Here is a 23,271-nt window from a genome sequence, read left to right on the forward strand (position 1 = left end):
CTCTACGATAAGACAAAAAAACAGCAGGAAGGGACGAAAAATCAGTGATTACGATTCGACCGGCAATAGCTGCAGATCAAGCGTTTTGGTTTTCTTTGGATACTCACTTACCAAAGGAAGTCTTCGCCAAAAAGATAATGGAAAAAACTGCTTATGTGATAGTTGCAGACGAACAGCCAGTAGGGTTACTGCGCTACAATTTTTTCTGGGACACGATTCCTTTTTGTACCATGTTAGTGATCGCAGAAGCGCATCAAGGCAAGGGACTTGGGAAACGGTTGGTTACTTATTGGGAACAACAGCAAAAAGCAGCCGGCCATGCTCTTTGTTTGACTTCCACGCAAGTCGACGAGCAGGCACAGCATTTCTATCGCAACCTTGGTTACCAAGATGCCGGTGGGTTACTTTTGACAAGTCCTGGATTTGAACAGCCGATGGAATTATTTCTTATCAAACAGTTGTGATGTTTTTGCTAGCTTGTGGTACATTGATAGGAGAATGAGAAAATAGGAGCGTTTACTATGTCTTTTTTTGGAAAAATCGATTTCAATGAGTTATCAGAGACCGATCGTGCGATTTATCATTATATGTCGAGCCAAAGTGATAAGATTCCCTATATGCGGGTCCGTGAGATCGCGCTTGAATCCCACACCTCAGCTTCTTCTGTTATGCGCTTTATCCGTAAATTAGGGTATGAGAGCTTTACAGAATTTCGTACCCAGTTCAAAGCACCTGAGTTAGATGCTGTCAGTTTTTTTAGCAGTATGACCGTTTTGGATCCGGAACGCTTCCCGCGAGACATCGAAGGAAAAATCCGGCGAATCGCTGAACGAATGCTGGAATGTGAGAATATTATTTTTTATGGCATCGGTGCGTCAGGTTCAATGTGTGAATATGCTGCCCGCCGTTTTGCGACGATCGGATTTAACAGTTATGCTTTGGTGGATAATACCTATCCAATCTTTGCGAAGCTGAAGCATACTTCAGACAATATGATCGTGGTCCTTTCAATCACCGGAACGACCACCGAGATCATTGAAGTAGTCAATGGCTTTCGTAATAATCCTGACTTCACCACTGTAGCAATCACCAGTGACGCCAACAGCACACTGGGGCGAATGTCCGATTATGTCTTAGACTATTCAGTTGATGTGAAACGCATCAACAAGTATGAAGATTTGACGACGCAAATTCCTTGCCTTTTCTTAGTCGAAGCGTTGTCGGAGACGGTTCGTCAGTTTTCTTTATCCGCAGGGGAATAAGCTACATTTTTCCTTTAATAAATGAAAAAAACAAACAGGTTTAATGGATCAAGAGACTTTTCTTTTGATGACTTTTGGACCTGTTTGTTTTTTTGCATTTTAGCAAGCTAATTACGGTTCAGTCTTGTTGATAGAAAATGAGAGGGACGCCTGACATGAAGCGTCGATTCAAGGTGTCGAGGATTAAAGGAATAACGTAATCTAAGATCATTGAGCTTTTTGTTGTATAAAAGGGAGATGGCAAGTTTCTAAAATAGTTGCAACAATAACATATGAATGAAACGTATGTTTTTTTTAACTTCATGCAGGATATTCATCGATCGAGGAATATCGTGAATTTTATTCTAAGTAGAACATCGATATAATTAGTATGACATGTTTGAAAACCATGGTTTTTGAGATATCAAGTACGACTACGATCAAGATAGAATGAATTCCATATAAACAGTACTATTTAGGCTTTTGTAAAGAGATTGGCTTTAATAAAATAACACGTCTCAAAAACGATCGTTTTCGAAATGAACAACTCACAAGGAGGAGGGAGAATGGATATCAACGGTGCATCTATTAGAGGAAGGGCTTTGAAAGTATGTTTGGTCTTATTGTTCGCTTTCGGGTTTACAAGAACGAGTTTTGGCGAGGAGAGACGTTCAACGGAAACGGAGGGGACAGTGGGGTTTACCGGGATTTATGAGCCTTTGGATCAACCAGAACCATCTCCACCAACCGGTCCTGTTCCGCGTCCACCGCAAGACACGGGTAAACCCGGCGGGCAGCTGCCCCAGACAAACTTCATTCAACGGTTGGATTGGGTGATTCTTGGAAGTCTCTTGCTGATCACCGCACTTAACATATACGTAGTAAAACAACTTATCAAAAAAGGGAAATCAACATTCCCTAAGTGGGGCTAGATCCCATGGGGAAAATAAGAGAAATGACATTTAGGAGTGAATGCGATGAACTCATTTTTTCGCAAAAAAAATAAGTGGTTGCTGGTTCTACTTGCCTTACTCCCACTGATTACAACATTAACAATCATGAATGCCGAGACGATTTTTTCGTGGACACCAGAGGAAGAACACGAGGAGAAGGCCGACGATGAAGTGAGTGGAGAAATCTCCTTTGCGGAGGAACTGATCCAAGGCGAGGTCGAGCACGTAATAGATTTTATTTTCTACTCAGAAGTTGCCCTCGAAACGGTGGACATCGCGTTGCCTCAGGAAATAATCATTGATCAGGAAGCTTTGAACGATGAACTAACGGTGGTAGCAACAGACCACGAAGGTGTGTGGCAGCTGAACAGCGAGACCCCACAAACGACTTTTGTCTTACCGATTCTTGTGGATACGATCGGAGAATATGAGATCATCGTTGCCGAGACTGCTACGCAGCGCCTGCTGATCTTAGATCATACGGATGCCGAAGACACTGATTCGACGGAAGAAGAGAATGACTCTGCGGAAGCAGATCAAGCTGCGGATGCGGAAGCGAGAGAGCCAGAAGTAGATGATAGAAGTGGACAGATGGTCGAAGTGACAATTAACAAAAGCAATTTTAGAGAACACTTTGCTATCGAAGGTGACGAAAATACTGCTACTTACAATGATGAAACTGGGCTATTAGTACTAACAGAAGATATAACTGGGTCAGTCGGTTATGTTACCTTAAAAGACAGAATTAGTCTGGATCAGCCATTTACGCTTAAAGGTAAAGCCAATATTGGGTCTAAACCACTTGGTGCTGATGGGATGGCATTTGGCTTTCACAATTCTGAGACCAATAGAATAGGTTATGAGGGCAATGCGTTTGGAATCGGAGGTTTGAGGGATGCTTTTGCTTTTAAACTAGACAATAACTATAATGCTACTCGAGGTTTTTTTGACCAGAATAGGTTTATCGTTGAAAGAGACCCTATAGCTGTCAATGGAGCGCCCTTTGCTGGCTTTATCTATCATAGGACACCATTATTACTGGAAACATATATGGGAGATGATGCTCGAGCAGCAACTACGGGTGCTAGAAATGGAGCAGATGACCCGATCCTGATTGAATATCAGCCAAATAATGAAGGTCGCTGGTTTAAAGTTACTTATAGAGGTATGACTTGGGAACGTGACATCAGTGATTGGCAGCCATCAGATATTTCTGCAATGGCATTTATTATATCTGGTAGTACAGGTGCGAGAAGTGATCGTCATACCTTTTATTTTGAAGAGATGAATTATTACATTGGTACCGGAACCGTCCATGTGAATTATCGAGATCGAGAGACAGGGGTGGATATTCTACCAACTGAAACATTAGAACTACCATTACGTTTCCTTCATACCCTTGACCCCAAGAACCGAGAGAGCGATGAACCCTATCAGTTAGGGTATGACTATTATGGGGTTGAGTTTGACACAGAACACTTTGACCCAGGTACATTTGATATTATGCCGCAGCCTTTCCATCAGAATGTTACTTTTTTATTTGATCGCGTGCCATCGAACATCAAGATCAATCACATAGATGAAGAAGGGGTAGCATTGAGGGGACCAACCTATCAAGGAGAATTCGTAAATGAATCGGTCGATATCCTTCCTGAGGAGATTCCTTATTACCAATATCTTTACGAGCGGGACGGTCAGCCGCTGGAAACAAGAGTCACCCGAGATGAACAAGAATACTGGCTGGTGTATGGTTTGGAAAGTACTCCGCAACCAGTAGACCCTCTTGATCCGGATACGCAAGTAAATCCTGAGAATCCGCCTGAGATTGATGCAGAACAAGGGTTTGTCAGCTTGGATTTTGTTTCCCAATTCCAGTTTGGGACAGTTGGCATTCGGTCAGAAACGACGACCTACGATGCCCTGCCGCAAAAACTCCTTCAGCCGGCTGATCCAAATGATAATCTACGGCCTAATTATGTGCAGGTTTCAGATCGGAGGCGGGAAAATTCTGGATGGACCCTCCGTGCAACCTTACGAGAGCCTTTTGAAAGTGATGAAGGGCATCAACTGACTGGTGCTAGAATTTTATTAGACAATATCGATGTAGTAACGACTCGAGAAAACGTGTCTGAGCCACCTACTCATAAACAGCAAGCAGCACTGACTGTTGGAAATGCGGAGATAATCGCACAAGCAGGTGCCAACCAAGGCAGAGGCACTTGGGTCCAGCGCTTTGGCGATCGAGAAACAATGGATCAAAGTGTCAAACTTGAGGTGCCAATTAGTGCGACTCCTCAAGCCACGAGATATTCAGCAACCATTCTTTGGGAACTTTCATTTGTTCCTTAACAATAAACAAAAAGAAGCTGCAGCGAATTGCAGCTTCTTTTTGTTAGCATCGGAGAAGACACAATGTCGGATGTATCAGGGGATTTGGTGTTATCCATTATTCATGGTACACCTTGTACCATGATGAAGATTTTTCCTTTTTGCCATGAGTTGCACCAAAGTATGAAGACCGTCTTTTTTTGAAAACGTTTTTAATTATACTGAATGAAAGGAATCGGCAACATGTTGCTTCTGCTAAGAAGGAGCAAATGCCGCAAGTTCGATAAGCAAAAGAAGAGAGCCTAATGATTGGAGAGAATAATAGTGGAAACCGTAAAACTAAAAGAACTGATTGACCAAATGACTGTAGCTGAAAAAGTGGGCCAGTTGGTCCAACTGACGCCAGATTTTTTTGCGCAAGGAGGAGAAATCACCGGTCCGATGCAACAATGGCACATGAGTGAAGACCAATTATTTTCGATTGGTTCTGTGTTGGGCACTCATACTGCGGAACAAGTGTATGCCATCCAAACGTCTTATCTTGAGAAAAGTCGCTTAAAGATTCCTCTTGTTTTTATGGCAGATGTTATCCATGGGTATGAAACGATTTTCCCAATTCCACTGGCCTTAGCATCTTCCTTTGATGCGCAGTTAGTGGAAGAGGTTGCTAAAGCTTCAGCAAAAGAAGCGGCAGAAGCTGGTGTCCATGTCACGTTTTCACCGATGGCGGATCATGTTAAAGACGCGCGCTGGGGGAGGGTCTTGGAAAGTAATGGGGAAGATCCGACCTTATCTGCGGTGTTGACGGCTGCTTATGTACGAGGGTATCAAGGAACTGCTTCCCTTGCAGAAAATAAACAGCGAATTGCTGCTTGTGTCAAACACTTTATCGGCTATGGCGCTGCAGAAGGCGGCCGGGATTACCATACTGTCGATTTGTCTGATCTGGAGCTCTACCAAAATTATCTGCCCGCGTTTCAGGCGGCGATTGAAGCTGGTGCAGAATTGGTCATGACTTCTTTTAATACGATCCATGGTGTGCCGGCCACAGCCAATCAACCATTGTTGCAGGAAGTATTGCGAGAAAAGCTTGGGTTTGATGGCTTGATCATCTCAGATTGGGCAGCGGTGGCGGAATTGATGGCGCATCGTGTAGCTGCTGATCGAAAGGAAGCCGCACAGAAAGCTTTTACTGCAGGTGTCGAAATGGATATGATGAGTGATTGCTATTTGAACGCACTAGAGCAAATCATTCAGGCAGATCCTGCTATGAAAGAGCAGTTGAATAAGGCGGTTTTTCATGTGCTACATTTAAAGAACAAGCTAGGCCTTTTTGAAGACCCTTATAGAGGGTTAGCACCGGAAAACTTAACGCCTAGACTCCTAAAGGAAACCCGTCTTCTTTCAAGAGAAGCAGCAAAGCAAACAACGGTTCTTCTGAAAAACCAGGCACTGTTGCCTTTGCAGAAAAAACAAAAGGTCGCGCTGATCGGTCCCAAAGCAGATTCAAAGGATCTTTTGGGGGCTTGGTCGTGGATCGGCAAACCAGAGGCTGCGGTCTCCTTAGCGGAAGGTCTTTCTCAAAAAGAAATTGACTTAACTGTCTTATCGTACCCTGATGGGGAAATGTTGACGAGCGCCTTTCTTGATGAGGCGTGTAAAGTCGCTAAAGGAGCTGAGGTCGTTTTATTGGCTCTGGGGGAAACCAGCGAGGAAGCGGGAGAAGCGGCAAGTCTGACCAAACTTTCTTTATCAAGAAAGCAAGAAGCATTGATTGAAGCAGTAAGTCAGGTCAATCCTAGGATCGCAACGATTCTTTTCTGTGGCAGACCACTGGTTTTGACCGCCATTGAGCCTCTTTGTCAAGCCATCATGATTGCCTGGTTCCCTGGATCAGAAGGCGGTAATGCATTGGCAGATTTGTTGATGGGCGAATCTGAACCGCAAGGACGTTTAGCTATGAGTTTTCCAAGGGCAGAAGGACAGTTGCCGTTGACTTATGCTCAACTCTCTACAGGTCGGCCACTGACAGAAGAGAATAGTGATCAAAAATATATTTCGCGCTATATGGATGAAAAAAATGAGCCGTTGTTTTCTTTTGGCTCGGGGATAGGCTATAGTAAATGCACGATTACCCACACCCAAATCATTATTCCTCAGGAAAAGGGTGCGCCATTTGAGATCAGTTGCACACTGAAAAATGAGGGCGATGTGCCGCATACAACGACATTGCAACTCTATAGCAGAGACGATGTTACGGAAGTAGCACGACCGATGAGGGAATTGAAACAATGGCAAAAAATCCATCTTGCTGCAGCCGAAGAAAGGCAGCATTCATTCTATGTTACACCAGAGGATTTTGCTTATGTTCATTCCGATTTCTCGACAGAAAGTGATCCTGGTACGATTTCCTTATACCTTGGCTTTGCTGCTGCCTCAGCGAAGTTGATTGGTACGCTCACGATTTAAAAGCCTTTCGAGGCTTTTTTTTTCGGGTACAACTTGTACCAAAGTGGCACAGGTTTCAAGGTGCTGGTACATGCGCCAACTAGTCCTAGAACCATTGCGGGTGAAAACGTTTTTATATATAGTTGGTTTATCGGATGGCCAACCTTAGAGTGGTCGTTGATTTTTTCAGCAAAATAAAAACGTTTTTATTTTTGGGAAGAATCCTTCAGGAGGGGAGAATCATTTGACAAATCGAATCACGATTCGGGAAGTGGCAAAGGAGGCAAACGTGTCGATTGCGACCGTGTCTAAAGCATTAAACGGTGTCGATGTTGTTCGGCCCGCAACGAAAGAACGTGTGATGGCTGCCGCGCAGCGGTTGCATTATGTCCCAAATTTGATGGGCAAACAATTAAAAAACACGAAAACCAAGATGCTTGGTTTTTACACCACCAGCATTAAGGGCCCCTACTTTAGCGTACTAGTTGAAGCCATTGCCAGAGAGGCAGAAAAACATGGGTATGCAGTCAACGTGTTTTTATCTGCAGATAAGCGCGTTGTCCTCAATAGTATTTTAGGTGGTGTTGTTGATGGCATTATTGGATTTGAAGATTTTTTAACGAAGCAGGATTTGGCTGCGATGGAACGAGAACAAATCAAAGCCGTCTTTATCGATCGAAACATTCAAGAGAAGAACTTCGGCAGTGTAGTCTTTGATTCTTTCGAAAAAGGGAAAGCAGCCACCGAGTATCTTTTGTCACTTGGCCACAAAAAAATTGCCTTTATCAGTGGTATTACTGGTGTTTATGATAGTGATGAGCGTTTAAGAGGGTATTTAGAAGCATTAAACGAGGCAGGGGTTTCTAAACGGTCGGACTATCAATTGCAGGGGTTCTTTGAAGAAGAACGAACGAGAGTCCGCGTGCAACAGTTTTTGCTAGAGCAGAAAGATTTACCCACAGCGTTTCTGGCGGGAAATGATCTTAGTGCGATCGGAACGGTCAAGGCGATCCATGAGACCAAGTGGCGGGTGCCGGATGATTTCAGCGTAATTGGCTTTGATGGCATCGATCTCTTGGACTATTTCATGCCTCGGTTGACGACTGTGAAAAATCCAATCCAATTGCAAGGGGTCACGGCAGTAAACCACTTGATCGAAATGATTGAGGAAAATGCATGTGGTGTCTCCTACGTTTTACCAGGAGAATTGAGTATTAATCAATCGACAAAACAAGTAAATGAATAATGAGGGTGAAGCAATGTTTATTGGAATTGATGTTGGAGGAACGGCTATCAAATATGGTGTGATTTTGAGAACGGGTGAAATTGTGAAGAAAGGACAGATGCCAACCATTCATGAAAAAGAAAAATTTTTGCAATCCATCACAGCATTGATCGAATCGCTGCAGCAAGACGCAATGATCGAAGGTGTCGGTATTAGCGCACCGGGCATCATCCAAAAAGATGGCACGATGATCACGGCAGGATCAATCAAACCGCTTTATGGAATCAACCTAAAGTTGGAATTAGAGAAACGTGTCAAGCTGCCAGTCCTTGTTGAAAATGATGCCAATGCTGCAGCGATTGCTGAAAAATGGCTTGGGCATGCACAGGCTTGTGAGAACTATCTTTGTCTTGTTGTGGGAACTGGTATTGGTGGCGGGATCATCGTCAACAATCAGCTCTATCGAGGCAGTCATGGCATGGCAGGTGAATTTGGGTGGATGCTGATCGACACATTGCCTGAACAGGGAAATCTAGAGTCAGTTTCCTTGAATCAACGAGCAGCCATCGTGGGTGGTCTTTGCCATCAGTATCAACTGGCACTTCAGCAACAAGGGCGAAGTGATCTGCCTCAAGATGCAGTCGAGATCTTCCAGAGAGGAGAACAAGGAGAAGTAGTAGCGAACCAAGTGATTGCTCAATTTTTCCAAGATTTATCAGTGGGCTTACTGAATTTGATCAGTACATTTGATCCCGAGCTGATTTTGGTTGGTGGTGGGGTCAGTGAAAATGATGGTTTCATGACAAGGCTTGAAGAGACCATGAGCCAGCTAAAAGCTCGCCATGAAAGTATTGGTTATTTAGAAGGTCGCACGATTGCACCGATTCAACGAGCAAAATTAAAAAATGATGCTGGTATGATTGGTGCGGTCTATCAATTGATGAACCAATAAAGGAAAGCATGTATTTCCTTTGGGTGAAAAAGTAAGCGTTTTAGAAAGGGTGGAAAAATGGAATCAAAAGGTGTCATGCTAAAAGCAACCCCACAGAAAAGGTCATTTTTGCAAAAACTAAAAAGCCAAAGCTTTTATCAAGCGATGGTTTGGCCAGGTATTATCTTGATGATTATTTTTAATTTTATCCCATTGTATGGGATCGTTATCGCGTTTAAAGATTACTCAGTTCTTGATTCGATCGCAAATGCGGAGTGGGTCGGTACTCAATATTTTCAAGAATTTTTTAGTGATTCAATGTTTTGGACGGTGATGAGTAATACATTGGGCATCAGCTTTTTTAAACTACTGATTGGCTTTCCAGCGGCGATTGGTTTAGCGGTATTGATCAATGAAATCGTTCATGTGCGCTTGAAGAAGGTCGTTCAAACGGTGTCTTATTTGCCGCACTTTCTTTCTTGGGTCATCTTAGGTGGCATGTTTATTACGTGGTTGTCTGATACCGGTCTGGTCAATAATCTACTGTTAGGTTTTGGGTTGATCGATGAACCGATCCGCTTCTTGACCGATCCCGAAAAATATTGGGCGATTGCAGTCATTTCCGATATTTGGAAAGAAGTTGGCTGGAATACGATTTTATACATCGCTGCTATGACGGGGATCAATCCAGCTCTTTATGAAGCAGCTAGAATGGATGGCGCCACGAAGTTCCAGCAGATCACGCGGATCACGATTCCTTCGATCCGTCATATTATCGCCTTGACATTTGTTTTGTCAGTGGGGGGGTTATTGGGTTCAAACCTCGATCAGACACTCGTCTTACAAAACCCTGTCAATTATCAGTCCAGTGAAGTCATTAATTCATTTGTCTATAAAATGGGGATCCAACAAGGAGACTTCTCCTATGCGACCGCCGTTGGCCTGTTTGTGTCGGTTGTTTCTTTGATCCTCGTAGTAGGAAGTCATCTTTTGACCAAAAAAATCAGTGATGAATCAGTCTTTTAGAGGAGGAAAAGTATGAAACAAACATTTTCAAAAGATGAGAAGATCTTCAATACCGCCAATGTGATTTTCATGGTATTCTTTTTAGCCATCATTGCGTTGCCATTATGGAATATCGTCGCTTTGTCGTTCAATGATGCAACCGATGCCGCAAGAGGGGGGATCTATTTCTGGCCACGGGAATTTTCACTAGAAAGTTACTACACCGTTTTTGAAGATTCTGCGATCTATAAAGCTTTTGTTATCTCAGTTGCAAAAACAGTGATTGGCGTTGTTTTGCATACGGCATTAACGGCGATGGTCGCCTATGGGATGAGTCGCAGAAACTTAATGGGACGGAAAATCTACATGAACATGGGGATTTTAACGATGTTCGTTTCCGGAGGAATGATCCCAACCTTTCTCTTATTCAAAGAATTAGGGTTGTTAAATAATTTTTGGGTTTACATCATTCCTGTCTTATTTTCTTTTTACGATATGGTGATTTTGATGAATTTTTTCCGGAGCATTCCATTTTCGCTGGAAGAATCTGCCATGATGGATGGCGCCAATCCTTTTATTATTTTCGTGAAAATCATTTTGCCATTGTCCCTTCCAGTTTTGGCAACCATTGCATTATTCCACGGCGTCTTTCAGTGGAACGACTACATGACCGCCAATATCTATGTGGATGATCGTAGTTTATATCCTTTACAAATGCTACTATTTCGGATCGTTTCGGAAAATCTATCGCCCGCAGTGGCGACCGGAACCAATGTTGTCAGAAATACAACTTCACAGTCATTGCAATTAGCAACCATGGTGGTAACGACGGTTCCTGTCGTCGTGATCTACCCATTTTTACAAAAGTACTTTATTCAAGGGATGACTCTTGGATCAGTAAAAGAATAGACAAAAGGAGAGAAAAAAATGAAAGCAAGCAAATTATTTTTAGGGATCGGTCTCGTATGTACATCAGTCATGGTATTAGGTGCCTGTGGTAATTCCAGCAGCGAGTCAAAAGGAGCTGCTGAGGTAGAAGATCTGCCAGAAGCTCGCTTTGAAGCAGACAAAGATACACCAAGCTGGCAAAAAGACACCGACCATGAAGCGACCTTAAAATGGTATGTCAATTTTGATTGGTATGCTCAGCCGGGGTGGGGCAAAGACACTGTGACGCGAAAAATCAAAGAAGACATGAATATCAATGTCGAATTTATTTCAGGAAATGACGAGAACCTTAATACGATGCTAGCTGGTGGCGATCTTCCAGATATCATGACCTTCGATAAAAACCTGTCTGCTGCAAATGAAGCGACAAAATTTGCCTTGCCATTGAATCTTTTGGCAGAAAAATATGACCCTTACTTCTTAGAACATGCAGCGAAACCGGAATCTGTTCAATGGTTTACTTTAGAAGATGGCAACATTTATGGATACCCGAGCTTTTCCACGACTGCACAAGATTATGAGGACGGCAATGTAGTGGGAGACCAAGTTTTCATTGTCCGCAAAGATATTTACGAAGCGTTAGGTGAACCCGATATGTCGACGCCAGAAGGATTTTTAGATGCGTTAAAACGGGCAAAAGAAGCATTTCCGACAGCAGATGATGGTGCAGCTCTAGTCCCATTTGCTTCGACTGCACTAGATATTTCCAATGGTGGGGATGGCGCCTATGGTGGTACTTTGCAAGACTTTCTCAGTATCGCACCAAGTGTAGACGGTCAATTCAATGATCGTGACGCTGATGAGGAGTACATCACTTGGATCGAGACATTTAGAAAAGCGTACAATGAGGGATACATCAACAATGACCAGTTTTCAGACAATGACAACACGATGAAGGAAAAACTAGGACAAGGGCGTTATTTTGCTTACCTGCATACGAATACGAAGGGACTCAATGAGTTTATGTCCGATAATAATGCCCGTAATCCTGAGCAAACCTATATTGCCGTCGATGGTCCGAAAAATTCGAATGGCGATGATTCCACTTTTACTGGCGGAAATATTGGTGGATGGACACAAACCTTCATCACGACGTCGACAAAAGAACCCCAAAAAGCCATGGAACTTTTGACGTATTTAGCAAGTGAGTATGGCACGATGGTCACTACCTTTGGTATCGAAGGGGAAACATACAATCTTGTGGATGGCGTGGTTGAGTACTCAGAAGAAACAGAAGCGTTACGAAATTCTGATATTGCTCGCTTTGATAAGGAAATTGGTTTAGGTTCTTATTGGTTTGTTGGCAATGACAATTACGCCATTCAAATGGGACAAAAACCAGCAACATCGATTCGGCAGATGGTGGAATGGTCGCAAGACAAATTGGCGCCGCGTTTTGAGATCGAAGACATTGATCCTCGCACCGGTTCTGAAGCAAGAAACCTCACTTCCATCAACACAGCAAGAGTGCAAGCGTTGGTCAACTTTATTCAAGCAGACTCGGAAGAAGCGGGCCGTCAGATTTGGGAAGACTACCTAAAAGAACGAGAAAACAATGGATGGTCAGCAATCGTTGATTACCGAAATGAGAAAATCGCTGAAAATATTGAAAAATTAAACTAAAGGTGTGTGAGTGTGATGTTTGCTTTAGAGAGTCGTTTTTATCGTCTTTGCGAAATCGTTTTTCGTATGCTGGTATTGAATCTCTTGTTTTTAGTGGTATCGTTTCCGATCATCACGTTTCCAGCCGCTTTGCGAGCAGTGGTCGATGCTTACGAACATCCTGAAGCAAAACTGCTAAAACCCTTTTTGAAAAATAGCAAAAGCGCGTTATTGAAGACTCTGCCACTAGGGGTCTTCAATCTCTTCTCATTTTTATGCGGACTCAGCTTGTGGCGTTCTGCTACTTTGACGAATTCATTGTTTTTCTCTTTTTTGACCATCATTTTTCTTACTTTTTTGTTGTCTTACAACATTAACCTGTATGTGATGCAATCAAAAATGCAAGATCGGCAAAACTTGTTTGACCTTTTTCGTAGTAGTTTTTTCTTTACGATGATGCACTACCATAAAGGGATCGGAATCTTAGTCCTAGCAGCGATCGGCTATTTCTTCACATGGCAATCAGCACCAGGTATCTTCTATCTATTTTGTCTGTCTGGGCCCTTGTATTTCTATCAAAAAGTGTTGCATCTAAAAAGAGTGGATCAATCTTGATTCACTCTTTTTTTGTTGCTTGTATTCACCACTAGCAAGGAAGTAAACAGGATGAAACACATTCCAATCTTTGAAACGCATTGAATTGAAAACGTTTGCTATTCTATTAGTAACAAATGTTTCCTATAATGAACCTACAAATCAATTACAAAGGAGTTTCCTCAATGAAAGAAAAAGTGATGGATGCGATGCAGAAATTCTCCAAGGCAATGTTTGTGCCCGTCTTGATTTTGCCGATCGCAGGGATATTGATTGCCGTTGGGAATGTGTTTACAAATGTCCGCTTGCTTGAGCAGTTTCCCTTTTTGGATAATCCGATAACCACCGGTTTTGGTAGTATCTTATCCGCTTCCTTATTACCGATTTTAACCAATTTGGGCATTATTTTTTGTGTCGGGATTGCTCTAGGGTTAGCTAATAAGAAAAAAGCTGAAGCGGGATTTACCGCGTTGTTAGGTTATTTCGTCTTCTTGAATGCCATGAATAAATTCATGGAACTTCGGGGGATGTTGGTTCCAGCCGATGCCCTTCAAGGTTCAGGACAAGCGATCGTTTTAGGAATCCAAGTGTTGGATATGGGGGTCTTTCTGGGGATCATTTTAGGGATCGTCGTAGCATTGATCCATAATCGTTTTATCGATACGACCTTTAACAACGCCTTTCAAGTTTATGGCGGCGCGCGCTTCGTCTTTATTGTCTTGATTCCGGTCGTCGTGTTATTAGCCATCGTTTTCACGTTTATATGGCCAGTAATACAAACTGGCATCGACGGTTTAGGCGGCATCATTCAACAAACGGGCAACTTTGGCATCTTCTTGTACGGTATGTTGGAACGCTTATTGATTCCAACTGGCTTGCATCACTTGATCTACACGCCGTTTTTGTATACCTCATTAGGCGGTGTCGCAGAAGTTGGCGGTCAAGTCTTTGAAGGGGCACGAAACATTTATTTTGCGGAAATTGCTGACCCAGCAGTCCGCGTATTATCGCAAAGTGTCATTTGGGACGCTCGTGGGATCTCAAAAATGTTTGGACTGATCGGTGCCTGTTTGGCGATGTATCAAACGGCAAAACCAGAAAATAAAGTCAAAGTCAAAGCCATTTTGATTCCAGCTGTCGTCACTTCCTTTATTGCAGGTGTGACTGAACCAATCGAATTTTCTTTTATGTTCGTGGCACCTGTTTTGTTCGTCATTCATTCTGCACTTAGCGGCTTGAGCATGGTGGCGTTAAATCTCTTTGGTTCTCGCGCCATCGGACCGAATGGCTTCATCGACTTTCTTTTGTACAACTTGCCCTTAGGGATCGAGAAAACTCGCTGGCCAGTGTACTTGATCGTCGGAGTCGTCTTCTTCTTTCTTTATTACTTCTTGTTCCGCTTTTTGATCACGAAACTGAATTTGAAAACGGTCGGGCGTGAAGAAGATGGGACAGAGACCAAACTGTATTCGAAGAAAGAGTACAAAGAAAAACAACTTGCTGGAGCAGGTGTCGGGGTCATGGCGAGTGACCAAGCCGCCATTAGTCCGACTGGTGAAACAAGTATCTCAGCAATCATCACCAAAGCGCTAGGTGGCGATGACAATATCAAAACCATCGACAACTGCTATACCCGCTTACGTTTAAAACTAAAGGATCCTGAACTCGTGGATGAAGCGCTACTAAAAGACGAAACACAAGCCAAAGGCGTGATCAAAAATGGTGAAAATGTCCATGTCGTTTACGGGTTGACTGTGCCGAAAGTGCGGGAAGAATTAGAAAATTATCTTGGAAGAGAAGGAGAGATTGAATGATGAAAAATTTTTCAGTAGTGATCGCAGGGGGCGGCAGTACCTTTACCCCGGGAATCGTTATGATGCTGCTTGATAATCAAGAACGCTTTCCTTTAAGAAAGCTGAAACTATACGACAATGATGAAGCACGCCAAGCGATCCTCGGTGAAGCCCTAGCGATCTTATTAAAAGAACAAGCACCGCAAATCGAATTTTCATTTACGACGGATCCTGAGGAAGCCTTCAGCGATATCGATTTCTGTATGGCGCATATCCGAGTAGGAAAGTATGATATGCGGGAAAAAGATGAAAAAGTTCCCTTGCGTCATGGCGTCTTTGGTCAAGAAACCTGTGGTCCAGGAGGGATCGCTTATGGGATGCGCAGCATCACTGGTATGCTGGAGATCATTGATTACATGGAAAAGTATTCCCCCGATTGTTGGATGCTGAATTATTCCAATCCGGCTGCAATCGTAGCTGAAGCATGTCGAGTCTTGCGTCCTAAATCAAAAGTTCTGAATATCTGTGACATGCCCGTGGGTACGTTGCGTCGCATGTCGCAAATCATTGGCAAACAGCCAGAGGAACTAGAAGTTCGCTACTTTGGCTTGAATCATTTTGGCTGGTGGACTAGTGTCAAAGACAAAGAAGGCACGGAGTACATTCAAACCATACGTGACTATGTTGCAGAACATGGCTATTTGACGCAGATCGAAGTGGATACCCAACATACAGACCCAAGTTGGCAAGACACCCACAAAAAAGCCAAAGACCTCTTGGCTCTCACACCAGAATATCTGCCAAATACGTACTTGAAGTATTATTTATACCCAGATTACGTCTACGAACACATGAAAGAACACCCGGAGTATACGCGTTCCAATGAAGTGATGGAAGGACGGGAAAGACGAGTGTTCGATCATGCCAAAAAGATCACTGCACAAGGATCTGCTGAAGGGATCGCTTTTGAGATTGATGCCCATGCAACCTTTATCGTTGATTTGGCACGCGCCATCGCTTTTAATACGCATGAGCGAATGGTCATGATTGTGGAAAACAACGGCGCGATTGCGAACTTCCCGGATGATGCCATGGTGGAAGTGCCATGTATCGTCGGTTCTGATGGACCAGAAGCCCTCGCTCAAGGAAAAATTCCTGCCTTCCAACAAGCGCTCATGTTCCAACAGGTGACTGTGGAAAAATTAGTGGTCGAAGCATATGTGGAAAAGAGCTATCAAAAAATGTGGCAAGCGTTAAGCCTTTCCAAAACGATTCCTAGCGCAAAAGTAGCCAAAGAGTTACTCGATGATTTGGTCTCGGAAAATGGTGATTACTGGCCAGGATTGTCTTGATTTGTTTCACATTTGCGAAACATTCGCTAGTTGGATAACGAAAGAGGAAGATTCTCCGAGAATCTTTCTTTTTTTTGATTTTTGCTGTGGAAGAATACTTCTCTGAAGAAAATCATCACTAAACGTCTTCTCAACAAAACGATCAGACAGGTATGCTAGAATATGCCACTAACTATGGTAGAATAAAGCTAATTGAATCAGATGAGAGGGAGCAATGCGATGTTTTTAGGGATTGATATCGGCACAACAGCCATAAAATTTGGGGTCATTGAAGATCGGAAAATCATTTACTCACAGTCATTACCAATCAAAACCCATAGCCACGGGTTAAAACAGACCCAATCAGCGACCCAGATCAGTAGCCAATTAATCAGTGGTGTCACAACGATTCCCGCTCAATTAAAAGCGGCAATCACAGTGATCGGGTTCAGTACCGCCATGCACAGTTTGATGCCAGTGGCTGGTGAGACAGCAGAAGAGATTTACATTTGGTCAGACAATCAAGCGAATCAAACGATGACGGCCTTTCGTCAAACGGATCTGGCAGCAACGTTTTATGAAGAGACAGGGACACCGATCCATGCGATGTCTCCCTTTGCGAAACTGGCTTATTTTCAAACAAGTGGTTCATATTCCAAAGAGACGAAATGGTTAGGCTTAAAAGAACTAGCAATGGCGTTGTTTACTGGACAAGCACGGATCGATTATAGTACCGCATCAGCGACCGGTCTTTTTTCTTTGAAAGAAAAGCAATGGAGTCAAAAGATTCTCAACTATTTATCCCTTTCAAAAGCCCAATTAGCGCCTTTATGTGCACCGACTGATCGTTTTTTGATTACCAAGGAGATGGCGCAGCGGTGTGGCTTGAAGCCTGAGGTAGAAGTGATGTGTGGGGCTAGCGATGGGTGTTTGGCAGCATATGCTGGCTATATTTCTACAGGGATCCGCAACAGCTTGACGATCGGAACCAGTGCGGCGGTTCGTAAAGTAAGTGAGACCACGGTCTTTGATCGCCAAAAACAAAATTTTTGCTACTATCTGCAAGAAGACCTCTATGTCGTAGGGGCACCTTCGAATAATGGCGGTTGTGTGCTTGCTTGGGCAAAAGAGACCTTATCAGAAGATCCTGATGGGTTTTATCATTATCTGCCGCAAGTCATGGAGGAATCACCGATCGGCAGCAACGGTTTACGTTTTTTCCCCTATTTAAATGGCGAGCGGGCACCCTTTTGGACGAATGAAATCACAGGTGGCTTTTCTGGCTTGACCCTGAAACACAATCGCTCAGATATGTTACGGGCAGTCCTCGAAGGCATGCTGATGAACATCGATTTATTAAAGCAAATGGCGCAGTTGGAAGGGGCAGTCACTGTAAGTGGTGGTTTCTTTCAAACAAAACTATTAGGTCAAATGACCGCGGATGTGTTGGGGCTAACCTGTTATCTTTCCGATGAAAATGAACCGATATTCGGCTTGTATGATTTGTACAAAAGCTCTGTTGTGCGGCAAGATCAGCCAGATGAAAAATTTGTTCCTGATCTGCAGAACCACGCGCTTTATCAAGAACTGGCAAAAACGTATTTTCATGCATAAGCAAAAACCAGCAATCCACTAGGGTTGCTGGTTTTCTTTTTCAACACACGTGAAAGCGTCAACGATATATTCCATCAATAAGAGCAGTTTGCCAAAGAAACTGGTGTACTGGATGTTTTGGGTGTCGTAGGGACGTTCATCTGTCACTTCAAAGGAAAAGGTCGCTAGTTGATTGGCGCGATGCTCACCGTTACCACAAAACAAAACAGTTGGTATGTGATGTTCATTGGCTAATGCCATCTTTTCCAGCACTTTTTGTGTTTCGCCAGATTTAGAAATGGTGATCAACATACTGATGTTCTCAATGTTGTTACTAATGATCCCACCTGAGTCAGAAGCACTGACTAATAAGGTTTTGATGCCGTTGACAAGCATTTTTTTGTGGAGGTATTCTGCCACGATCCCCGAAAAACCTGTGGCATAAATCGTAATAAACTTGTTCTTGTTTTGTCCATAGATTTCTTTGATCGCTTCGATCGTATCTGCAATACTGGCAGCGTCAATTTGGTAATCGATGGCGGCTTCAGTGATCGTCTGATTTTTCAAGCGATTCTTTAAGAAGTAAAGCAGCTCTAGATAGCCAGAAAAACCTAGTTTTTGCGCAAGCCGCACGATGGTTGCTGGGGAAGTGTAGATCGTTTTAGCGATTTCTCTTAAGGGCAGTCCATCGATCGCAGCGGTATTTGCAAGCAAATAATCAAGAATTTGCAGCTCATTGTCAGTCAATTTTTTTCCTTTGATCAATACATTTAAGTCCATTGTTCGGCACTCCTTTGTCTTGCCTTCATCATACAATGAATAACGACAGAAAGTAAAATAGGAATCGCGTCATGCTTTTATAGAGGAAAAAGATTGTGCATTTCCTAAAAAGATATTATAATTTCTTATATAGAAAATAAAGGTGGAGAAATGATGACACAAAAACCATATGGAACCGTACTACTAAAAGCAGCAACCATTTTAGATTACCTCGCAGAAGCGCCAAGTAAACCATTGCAAGAAATTTCAGAAGCAACGAAACTGACCCCATCCACAGCTTTGAAAATATTGGAAACGCTACAAATGATCGGCTATGTCAAACGCGACAAAGAGAAGAATTATCGCTTAGGGTCTAAGCTGATCAAGTATGCGAATCAAAACATTCAAGAGCTTGATTTAGTGGAAATCAGCTTGCCATACTTGGAAGCATTGCAGAAAACGGCGGATGAAACGATCCACTTAGGGGTCTTGACCGCCAATGAGATTCTTTATGTCAATAAATTGGAGCCTCAGAATCAAACGATCCGCATGTCTTCAAAAGTAGGAATCACAAGACCGTTGTATAGCTCTGCCATGGGGAAAGCCGTTTTAGCGGAGTTTGATGCCCCTCAAGTAGAGGAGTACTTGGCAGCAACGCCTTTAACCGCTTATACCGAAAATACCATTACAAATCAGTTGAAGTTGAAGAAAGAATTGGAACAGTCAAAAGCGAACCAAGTAGCCTTTGATGATGAAGAAATGGAACAAGAAATCTATTGCATCGGCGCCTCACTGACAAAAGATCAGGAGATCGTTGGGGCGTTTTCTATCAGCCTACCGAAATACCGCTTGACCCCAAAATACAAAACGACATTGATCGATGCGATTATTGCGACAAAACAACAAATTGAGCAAGCGTTGTAAACTTTTTAATGGAAAGCCCTTGCAAATAAAAACGAGAACGGTATAATGAACGTGTAAGTTTCTTTATAATAAATACCATTTTCCAAATAGGAAATAAGTGGAGGGTCTTAATGAAAAAAGTAGCGAATTTAATGAAACTAAAGGAAAGCGGTGTGATCGCTGTTGTACGTGGCGCTTCAAAAGAAGAAGCACTACAAGCAAGTAAAGCGATCGTTGCAGGGGGGATCACCGGCATTGAGTTGACTTTTACAGTGCCTCAAGCGGCGGATGTAATCGCTGAATTAGTAGCAATCTTCAAAGAGAATCCAGAGGTAGTTGTTGGTGCGGGGACCGTTCTTGATGCAGTGACCGCCCGCTTAGCGATCATGGCAGGAGCAGAATATGTCGTCAGCCCAACCTTTGATCAAGAAACGGCTGAATTATGTAATTTATATCAAATCCCGTATCTGCCTGGTTGCATGACCATTTCAGAAATGAAGGACGCCTTAAAAGCAGGCGCAGATATCATTAAACTATTCCCGGGTAGTGCGTATGGACCAAGTATCATCTCGGCCTTCAAAGCGCCATTGCCACAATTAAACATTATGCCGACCGGTGGTGTCAGCTTAGACAACATGCAAGAATGGTTTGCAGCGGGTGTTGTAGCCGTTGGTGTAGGGGGGAATTTGTTAGCGCCAGCAGCAAGTGGGGATTTTGACAAAGTAACAGAAGTAGCGAAACAATATGCGGCAAAATTAAAAGAGATTCGAGGAAAGTAAGATGGCAAACATTCTGACACTAGGAGAAATCATGTTGCGTCTATCGACAACGTTAGGCGAACGAATCGCCCATAGTTCGATGTTTGCTGCCCATTATGGCGGTGGAGAAGCCAATGTTGCGATCTCCTTAGCGAATTTTGGTCATCGCGTTTCTTTTGCTAGTAAAGTGCCTGAGAATGCTTTAGGAGATGCCGTTTTTCATCATTTACGAAGCTATGGCGTCGATTGTCGCCACGTGCTTCGTGGCGGTTCCCGACTAGGTACTTACTATATTGAAACCGGTATCGGGGAACGAGCAGCGCGAGTGGTTTATGATCGCGCAGGCTCTAGCTTTGCTCAAATGAAAGAAAATGAGTGGCAATCTGACCTTTTTGATGGGGTTGATATTGTTCACCTTTCAGGGATCACGCCCGCTCTTTCAACGACTTGGAAGACACTTTTGCTGACGTTGATCAAAGAAGCGAAAGCAGCTGGTTGTAAAATCAGTTTCGATATCAATTATCGTGGAAAGCTGTGGACGACCGCTGAAGCACGCGTCTTTTTGCAAGAAGTGCTCCCCTATGTCGATTATTGCTCGGCAGGACAGTTAGATGCCCAAGTCTTTATGGATGTATCAGCTCCAACAGAGGAAGTCGAAGATGACTACTATTATCAAGAAATGCATCGGAAATACCCAAATATCCAGCTCTTTTATTCAACTAGTCGTCAGGTGCTCTCAGCAAGTCACAATCAATTGACAGGAAGCCTATGGCATAACGGCAATTATGTCGTTTCTGCTACCCATGAGATCAATCCAATCGTTGATCGCGTCGGAGGCGGCGATGCCTTTTCAGCTGGTATCCTACATGGTGTTGTCACGAAGAAACAAGACCAAGAAATCGTTGATTTTGCCACAGCCGCATCTGCTTTGAAACATACGATCCATGGCGACTGTAATCAGTTTAGCGCCAATGAGATACAAGAATTTATTGCAACAGGTTCAGGAAAAATTATTCGATAGGAGGAATAAAACATGCAACACATGGAAACACGCTATACCCATAGTCCACTTGATATTCGTCACTATAGTACCGAGGAATTACGCAGAGAATTTTTGGTAGAAAAAATTTTCACACCAGGACAAATCATGCTGACCTATACCCACAATGATCGGATGATCTTTGGCGGAGTGACACCGACAGAAGAAGCGTTAGAAGTGCAATTAAGCAGCGAATTAGGGGTGGAATACTTCTTAGAACGTCGCGAATTAGGCGTCATCAATATTGGAGGACCTGGTGCGATCACGATCGATGGCCAAAAAGAACCAATGAAAAAACAAGACGGCTACTATATCGGCAAGGAAACCAAACAAGTCTTGTTCCACTCAGATGATCCAGCAAATCCAGCGAAATTCTATCTATCTTGCGTGCCAGCACATAAGAAATACCCAAATGTAAAAATCAGTATTGATCAAGTCACACCAATGGAGACTGGCGAAGGCTTGACATTAAATGAACGGAAAATTTATCAATATATTCACCCAAACGTTTGCGAAAGCTGTCAATTACAAATGGGGTATACGATCTTAGAACCAGGCAGTGCTTGGAATACGATGCCAAGTCATACCCATGAACGTCGGATGGAAGCATATGTGTATTTTGATTTTGCCAACGAAGACACAAAAGTGTTCCATATGATGGGCAAACCAGATGAAACGAAGCATTTAGTCGTTAGTGGAGAACAAGCCGTTATTTCTCCAAGCTGGTCGATCCATTCGGGTGTTGGAACAAGTAACTACTCCTTTATCTGGGCAATGTGTGGCGAAAATATCACCTATACCGACATGGATATGGTGGCAATGGACGACTTAAAATAAAAAGAAAGAGGGTTTATCAATTATGGATTTTTCAATGGATCAATTTCGTTTAGATGGTAAGATCGCATTAGTGACAGGCGCTGTCTATGGGATCGGTTTTACGATCGCTCGGTCACTAGCAGCAGCAGGAGCAACGATCGTTTTTAACAACTTGGATCAAGAATCAGTGGATAAAGGATTAGCAAACTATCGTGAAGCAGGGATCGAAGCCCACGGTTATGTCTGCGATGTAACGGATGAAAAAGCAGTCAACGAAATGGTCAAGCAGATTGAAGAAGAAGTTGGCGTGATCGATATCTTAGTCAATAATGCTGGGATCATCAAACGAATCCCGATGTTGGAGATGTCTGCTGAAGACTTCCGCCAAGTCGTTGACGTGGACTTGAACGCTCCATTTATCGTTTCAAAAGCAGTCTTACCGTCAATGATCAAAAAAGGACATGGAAAAATCATCAACATTTGCTCAATGATGAGTGAATTGGGAAGAGAAACGGTAGCTGGATACGCAGCGGCTAAAGGCGGCTTGAAAATGTTGACGAAAAACATTTGTGCCGAATTTGGTTCAGCAAACATCCAATGTAATGGGATCGGACCTGGTTATATTGCAACACCGCAAACTGCACCATTACGAGAGATCCAACCAGACGGTTCTCGTCACCCCTTTGATCAATTTATCGTAGCGAAAACACCTGCTGCCCGTTGGGGTGAGCCAGAAGATTTAGCAGGACCAACTGTTTTCTTAGCTTCTGAGGCATCAAACTTTGTCAATGGCCATGTCTTATATGTAGATGGCGGTATCTTGGCGTATATCGGGAAACAACCTGAATAAAACAATCAGTAGTAAGGATGGGGACGATTGCAATCGTTCCCATTTTTATGGTGCAACACCTAATAAATGCAGGGCTTTAAAAGGTAGCTTGGCGATAAATGGGTTGAAGCAAAGCAATTGCAAACAAATCTTTTAAAAAGAAGGAAAAGCAAAA

20 protein-coding genes are annotated in these 23,271 nt (G+C 43.2%); 19 read left to right on the forward strand and 1 reads right to left on the reverse strand.

Annotated features, from left to right (window positions below; translation table 11 throughout):
* Window positions 1-44 precede the first annotated feature (44 nt).
* The 14 genes from IGK85_RS06495 (at window position 45) to IGK85_RS06560 (ending at window position 18,013) form a co-directional block, all read left to right on the forward strand.
* Window positions 45-464 (forward strand): GNAT family N-acetyltransferase, encoded by a 420-nt coding sequence (locus IGK85_RS06495; protein ID WP_005236549.1) that lies wholly within the window; start codon window positions 45-47, stop codon window positions 462-464.
* 57 nt (window positions 465-521) lie between these two features.
* Window positions 522-1,262 carry a MurR/RpiR family transcriptional regulator gene (locus IGK85_RS06500; RefSeq protein ID WP_005236546.1) on the forward strand — a complete coding sequence of 247 codons (741 nt, stop codon included), beginning with the start codon at window positions 522-524 and terminating at the stop codon, window positions 1,260-1,262.
* A gap of 545 nt (window positions 1,263-1,807) precedes the next feature.
* Window positions 1,808-2,173, forward strand: a complete 366-nt coding sequence (locus tag IGK85_RS06505) for a hypothetical protein (protein ID WP_008381556.1) — start codon at window positions 1,808-1,810, stop codon at window positions 2,171-2,173.
* 45 nt (window positions 2,174-2,218) lie between these two features.
* Window positions 2,219-4,543, forward strand: a complete 2,325-nt coding sequence (locus tag IGK85_RS06510; protein WP_008381555.1) for a WxL domain-containing protein — start codon at window positions 2,219-2,221, stop codon at window positions 4,541-4,543.
* 303 nt (window positions 4,544-4,846) lie between these two features.
* Entirely contained in the window at window positions 4,847-6,991 is a 2,145-nt protein-coding gene (locus tag IGK85_RS06515) for a glycoside hydrolase family 3 N-terminal domain-containing protein (RefSeq protein ID WP_008381554.1), read from the forward strand.
* A gap of 223 nt (window positions 6,992-7,214) precedes the next feature.
* Window positions 7,215-8,216 (forward strand): LacI family DNA-binding transcriptional regulator, encoded by a 1,002-nt coding sequence (locus tag IGK85_RS06520; protein ID WP_008381553.1) that lies wholly within the window; start codon window positions 7,215-7,217, stop codon window positions 8,214-8,216.
* Between the two features lie 13 nt (window positions 8,217-8,229).
* Window positions 8,230-9,147, forward strand: a complete 918-nt coding sequence (locus IGK85_RS06525) for an ROK family protein (protein WP_008381552.1) — start codon at window positions 8,230-8,232, stop codon at window positions 9,145-9,147.
* 57 nt (window positions 9,148-9,204) lie between these two features.
* Window positions 9,205-10,152 carry an ABC transporter permease gene (locus tag IGK85_RS06530; RefSeq protein WP_005236531.1) on the forward strand — a complete coding sequence of 316 codons (948 nt, stop codon included), beginning with the start codon at window positions 9,205-9,207 and terminating at the stop codon, window positions 10,150-10,152.
* 12 nt (window positions 10,153-10,164) lie between these two features.
* Window positions 10,165-11,040, forward strand: a complete 876-nt coding sequence (locus IGK85_RS06535; protein ID WP_005236529.1) for a carbohydrate ABC transporter permease — start codon at window positions 10,165-10,167, stop codon at window positions 11,038-11,040.
* 18 nt (window positions 11,041-11,058) lie between these two features.
* Window positions 11,059-12,702: a hypothetical protein gene (locus IGK85_RS06540; protein ID WP_005236527.1), complete on the forward strand. Its 1,644-nt coding sequence runs from the start codon at window positions 11,059-11,061 to the stop codon at window positions 12,700-12,702.
* Between the two features lie 15 nt (window positions 12,703-12,717).
* A complete protein-coding gene (locus IGK85_RS06545; RefSeq protein ID WP_008381551.1) occupies window positions 12,718-13,296 on the forward strand; it encodes a hypothetical protein in 579 nt (192 codons plus the stop codon).
* Window positions 13,297-13,460: 164 nt separating this feature from the next.
* Window positions 13,461-15,089, forward strand: coding sequence for a PTS transporter subunit EIIC (locus IGK85_RS06550; RefSeq protein WP_008381549.1), 1,629 nt, complete (start codon window positions 13,461-13,463; stop codon window positions 15,087-15,089).
* Window positions 15,089-16,420, forward strand: coding sequence for a 6-phospho-alpha-glucosidase (locus tag IGK85_RS06555; RefSeq protein WP_035007167.1), 1,332 nt, complete (start codon window positions 15,089-15,091; stop codon window positions 16,418-16,420). Before IGK85_RS06550 ends, IGK85_RS06555 begins: the two co-directional genes overlap by 1 nt.
* Before the next feature lie 219 nt (window positions 16,421-16,639).
* The gene (locus tag IGK85_RS06560) at window positions 16,640-18,013 is read left to right on the forward strand and encodes a gluconokinase (RefSeq protein WP_008381546.1); all 1,374 of its coding nucleotides are present in this window, start codon (window positions 16,640-16,642) and stop codon (window positions 18,011-18,013) included.
* An 18-nt stretch (window positions 18,014-18,031) separates the two neighbouring features.
* Here the strand turns inward: IGK85_RS06560 and IGK85_RS06565 are convergent, their stop codons facing one another.
* Window positions 18,032-18,772, reverse strand: coding sequence for a MurR/RpiR family transcriptional regulator (locus IGK85_RS06565; RefSeq protein ID WP_008381545.1), 741 nt, complete (start codon window positions 18,770-18,772; stop codon window positions 18,032-18,034).
* Window positions 18,773-18,922: 150 nt separating this feature from the next.
* On the opposite strand from IGK85_RS06565, the gene IGK85_RS06570 reads away from it, so the two are divergent.
* The 5 genes from IGK85_RS06570 (at window position 18,923) to IGK85_RS06590 (ending at window position 23,117) form a co-directional block, all read left to right on the forward strand.
* A complete protein-coding gene (locus tag IGK85_RS06570; protein WP_035007150.1) occupies window positions 18,923-19,675 on the forward strand; it encodes an IclR family transcriptional regulator in 753 nt (250 codons plus the stop codon).
* Window positions 19,676-19,785: 110 nt separating this feature from the next.
* A complete protein-coding gene (locus IGK85_RS06575; protein WP_008381543.1) occupies window positions 19,786-20,433 on the forward strand; it encodes a bifunctional 4-hydroxy-2-oxoglutarate aldolase/2-dehydro-3-deoxy-phosphogluconate aldolase in 648 nt (215 codons plus the stop codon).
* A 1-nt stretch (window position 20,434) separates the two neighbouring features.
* The gene (locus IGK85_RS06580) at window positions 20,435-21,433 is read left to right on the forward strand and encodes a sugar kinase (RefSeq protein ID WP_008381542.1); all 999 of its coding nucleotides are present in this window, start codon (window positions 20,435-20,437) and stop codon (window positions 21,431-21,433) included.
* Window positions 21,434-21,445: 12 nt separating this feature from the next.
* Entirely contained in the window at window positions 21,446-22,288 is an 843-nt protein-coding gene (kduI, locus tag IGK85_RS06585; RefSeq protein WP_008381541.1) for a 5-dehydro-4-deoxy-D-glucuronate isomerase, read from the forward strand.
* Between the two features lie 22 nt (window positions 22,289-22,310).
* Window positions 22,311-23,117 carry a gluconate 5-dehydrogenase gene (locus IGK85_RS06590; RefSeq protein WP_005229917.1) on the forward strand — a complete coding sequence of 269 codons (807 nt, stop codon included), beginning with the start codon at window positions 22,311-22,313 and terminating at the stop codon, window positions 23,115-23,117.
* Window positions 23,118-23,271 lie beyond the last annotated feature (154 nt).

The sequence above is a fragment of the Enterococcus sp. AZ015 genome, from assembly GCF_050499225.1.
GTDB classification, from domain to species: Bacteria; Bacillota; Bacilli; order Lactobacillales; family Enterococcaceae; genus Enterococcus_D; species Enterococcus_D entomosocium.

Coding starts and splice junctions, on each gene's coding strand:
- IGK85_RS06505 (WP_008381556.1), top strand. CDS start 1,808: ATGGATATCAACGGTGCATCTATTAGAGGAAGGGCTTTGAAAGTATGT.
- IGK85_RS06530 (WP_005236531.1), top strand. CDS start 9,205: ATGGAATCAAAAGGTGTCATGCTAAAAGCAACCCCACAGAAAAGGTCA.
- IGK85_RS06535 (WP_005236529.1), top strand. CDS start 10,165: ATGAAACAAACATTTTCAAAAGATGAGAAGATCTTCAATACCGCCAAT.
- IGK85_RS06555 (WP_035007167.1), top strand. CDS start 15,089: ATGAAAAATTTTTCAGTAGTGATCGCAGGGGGCGGCAGTACCTTTACC.
- kduI (WP_008381541.1), top strand. CDS start 21,446: ATGCAACACATGGAAACACGCTATACCCATAGTCCACTTGATATTCGT.
- IGK85_RS06545 (WP_008381551.1), top strand. CDS start 12,718: ATGTTTGCTTTAGAGAGTCGTTTTTATCGTCTTTGCGAAATCGTTTTT.
- IGK85_RS06580 (WP_008381542.1), top strand. CDS start 20,435: ATGGCAAACATTCTGACACTAGGAGAAATCATGTTGCGTCTATCGACA.
- IGK85_RS06500 (WP_005236546.1), top strand. CDS start 522: ATGTCTTTTTTTGGAAAAATCGATTTCAATGAGTTATCAGAGACCGAT.
- IGK85_RS06525 (WP_008381552.1), top strand. CDS start 8,230: ATGTTTATTGGAATTGATGTTGGAGGAACGGCTATCAAATATGGTGTG.
- IGK85_RS06550 (WP_008381549.1), top strand. CDS start 13,461: ATGAAAGAAAAAGTGATGGATGCGATGCAGAAATTCTCCAAGGCAATG.
- IGK85_RS06570 (WP_035007150.1), top strand. CDS start 18,923: ATGATGACACAAAAACCATATGGAACCGTACTACTAAAAGCAGCAACC.
- IGK85_RS06540 (WP_005236527.1), top strand. CDS start 11,059: ATGAAAGCAAGCAAATTATTTTTAGGGATCGGTCTCGTATGTACATCA.
- IGK85_RS06575 (WP_008381543.1), top strand. CDS start 19,786: ATGAAAAAAGTAGCGAATTTAATGAAACTAAAGGAAAGCGGTGTGATC.
- IGK85_RS06560 (WP_008381546.1), top strand. CDS start 16,640: ATGTTTTTAGGGATTGATATCGGCACAACAGCCATAAAATTTGGGGTC.
- IGK85_RS06590 (WP_005229917.1), top strand. CDS start 22,311: ATGGATTTTTCAATGGATCAATTTCGTTTAGATGGTAAGATCGCATTA.
- IGK85_RS06565 (WP_008381545.1), bottom strand. CDS start 18,772: ATGGACTTAAATGTATTGATCAAAGGAAAAAAATTGACTGACAATGAG.
- IGK85_RS06510 (WP_008381555.1), top strand. CDS start 2,219: ATGAACTCATTTTTTCGCAAAAAAAATAAGTGGTTGCTGGTTCTACTT.